A 2,666-nucleotide genomic window follows, 5' to 3' on the forward strand; every position below is an offset into this window, starting at 1 on the left:
GGGCAAGGTGTTCGCACGCTCCAGCGACACGGTGAAACAGCAGATGTCGGAGTACCTGGCCTGGGAAGCCCAGAGGATTGTTGAGCAGAACCGGCGCAGTCCTCAAGCCGCCAGAAAGTCTGCGCTGGCCGTTCTGGAGCAGTTTGGACTCGATCAGGCCAAGCTAGAGAAGCTGGCCGCCGAATGAAAGCGCGGATGTCTTTCTGCCTTGGGCTGCTGGTGGTGCTGTCTGCTCCAGTCCGTGCCCAGGACGCCGAAACGCTCTCTAACAACTTTGTCAACATCTATACGGTGGTCAGCTACGTGGCGACGGTCAAGGGTTACTGCGATGGTGCCGTACCCGCCAGCAAGGCCAGCAACGCCGCTGCTCTCGATAGTTGGAAGAAGGCCAACAACACCAGTCAGTTTGAAAACATAACAGTCAAATTTATTCAGAAGTTTCCCGTGGTGTCAGACTCGCTCTCGGCGATTCGCTCCAAGATGCTCGTAAGGATCAAGCAGTCGGCGGCGGGCCGGGAAGCCGCCTTTTGCGCTCAGTTGCCAGGGCTGCTGAAAAACCCGGATACCCAGGTGGGCCAGAAATACAAAGCCGAAATTGCCCAGTTGGCTCAGGTGGTGAGCGGAACACCTACGGCCACAACGACGGCACAGAGCGGCAGCTCAAGCACCACTCCGCCTGCCGGATCGGCAACCGCCGTGAAGGGGGCAGAATTCAAGACCAAACCTGGCGCGGGGCTCAAGCTCAGCCAGATCGAGGGGCTGTACTACGTCCGCAAGCAGCAAATGAAGATGGACGGTTTTGGCAACAGCTATCTCAAAGTAGACGAAGACACCTACCTGGCCCTGCGTGACGGCAGCGTTTACTCCTACTACTGGGGCTTCCCACCTGAAGATTTCAATGCGGCGCTGTCCAAGCGCACAGAACCCAAGAAATGGAAGTCCCGCGCTGAGCTGGAACAGACACTTAAGGATGCTTGGAAAATCCTGCCCTTCAGCAAGGGCTTCACCCTTAACCGCTCGTACGGCTCTGACAGCAGCGGGAGTGGTGGAACGTATTCCGGAAGAAGTATCGGGTTCAAATCTGATGGCACCTTCAGTTATTTCGGCTACGCGGGGATTGCGGGCAAAACGGCTGGCGGCGGTGGCGATGTCGGCGTCACTGGCGGCGGCTCAAGCAGCACGGTCACCACCAACGGCGATGGGTCGGGCTATGCAGCAACCACTCCCAGCACCAGCGAAAGTACCGGCAAGTACAACATCGAGGGCTATGCTCTCACCATAAAATTCGCTGATGGAACGGTCTCAAGATTCGTGTTTGGCGTGTCCGAAGTTTGCAGTAAAACCAAACTACGCGATGTGTTCTTCAAGGGCACCTATTGGTGGGGCGGCGGCGAATGTTGAAGGTGTGCCTGACTCGGAAGTGGATGACGACAGCGAAGTTGATGACGAGAGCAAGGAGAACCCCCATGAAGTTACGGACGACCCTACTCTTTTTCTTGGGTTTGATCGTGGGAGCTTCGAGCCTGGCCCGCGCCCAGGACAGTGAACAGTTATCCAGCGACTTCGTGAAGGTCTACACGGTGGTGAGTTACGTCGCTACCGTCAAGGGGTTTTGCGACGGTGCCGTACCCGCCAGCAAGGCCGCCAATACCGCCGCCCTGGGCGCCTGGAAAACGGCCAACAACATGGCCCAGATCGAAAGCCTGACGGTCACATTTACCCGGAAGCTGCCGTCGGTGTCAGACTCGCTCTCGGCGATTCGGTCCAAAATGCTCGTAAAGGTCAAGCAGTCGGCGGCAGGAAAAGAAGCCAACTATTGCGGCCAGTTGCCTGGACTGCTTAAAGACCCGGCAACCCAGGTGGGCCAGAAGTACAAAGCTGAAATTGCCCAGTTGGCTCAGACCATGAGTGGAACACCTGCGGCCACAACGATGCCGCCACAGAGCGGCAGTTCAACCGCTGCGGGCACGCTCAAGCTGGAGAGCGGCCACTACGACTGCACCAAATACGTGGTGCGGACGGCCAGTGGGGAAGCGTTCGCCCTCAAATACGACTCGGTGCCCAAGAACAGTGCCGCGCCCTGGGGCACCTTCGATCTGTTTGCCAACGGTGAGTATTCGTATGAAAGCAAAACCAGCATCGAATTGCCCTCCTCACCGCTCGACTGGCCGAAGACGATGGGCCGCTACGTCACTTACTTCAATAACGAGGCCAACGTCAATCAGATCGACTGGAAAACGGGCGGTTACGGCGACTACAATGGCCGTTTCGAGCGAAGCTACACCACCTCTGACGACAAGCCCAACTACTACAAAACCGGCAAGGATGGTCGCCTGGTCGTCATTCTGGATACACAGGGCCGGGGCGACTGGATCAACACCGTCGAATGCCACCGTAAAGGTTCCACTGTTCGCAAATCGCCCACCCAGATGATGCAGGCCGCCGAGACCGCCGAAACGTATCTGCAACCCGCCCGCGTCAGGGCTGCGCCGCCGCCGGGCGGCTCCGGGGGGCTTCAGGGCGTCTATCTGGGTGAGCGGCCCCTGTACCTGAGCAAGTCCGGTTACTCTTCATACGACTGGCGCTGGGGTTTTGACCGGCTCGACTGCACCCGCGCCCTGATTCCCGGTGCGCCGCTCAAAAAATGCGGCAGCTATCAGGTCAAA

General features: G+C 58.3%; 3 protein-coding genes. All 3 read left to right on the forward strand.

All coding sequences use genetic code 11. From position 1 onward, the window contains the following. Nucleotides 1-187, forward strand: a 187-nt coding sequence (locus Q0R23_RS04295) for a hypothetical protein (protein WP_293910724.1), incomplete at its 5' end; no start/stop codon positions are given. Then, nucleotides 184-1,401: a hypothetical protein gene (locus Q0R23_RS04300; protein WP_293910726.1), complete on the forward strand. Its 1,218-nt coding sequence runs from the start codon at nucleotides 184-186 to the stop codon at nucleotides 1,399-1,401. The genes Q0R23_RS04295 and Q0R23_RS04300, both read left to right, overlap by 4 nt. 65 nt (nucleotides 1,402-1,466) lie before the next feature. Next, a partial coding sequence (locus tag Q0R23_RS04305; RefSeq protein ID WP_293910728.1) for a hypothetical protein occupies nucleotides 1,467-2,666 on the forward strand: 1,200 nt, incomplete at its 3' end.

This window comes from Deinococcus sp. (assembly GCF_025362455.1).
Taxonomy (GTDB): domain Bacteria; phylum Deinococcota; class Deinococci; order Deinococcales; family Deinococcaceae; genus Deinococcus.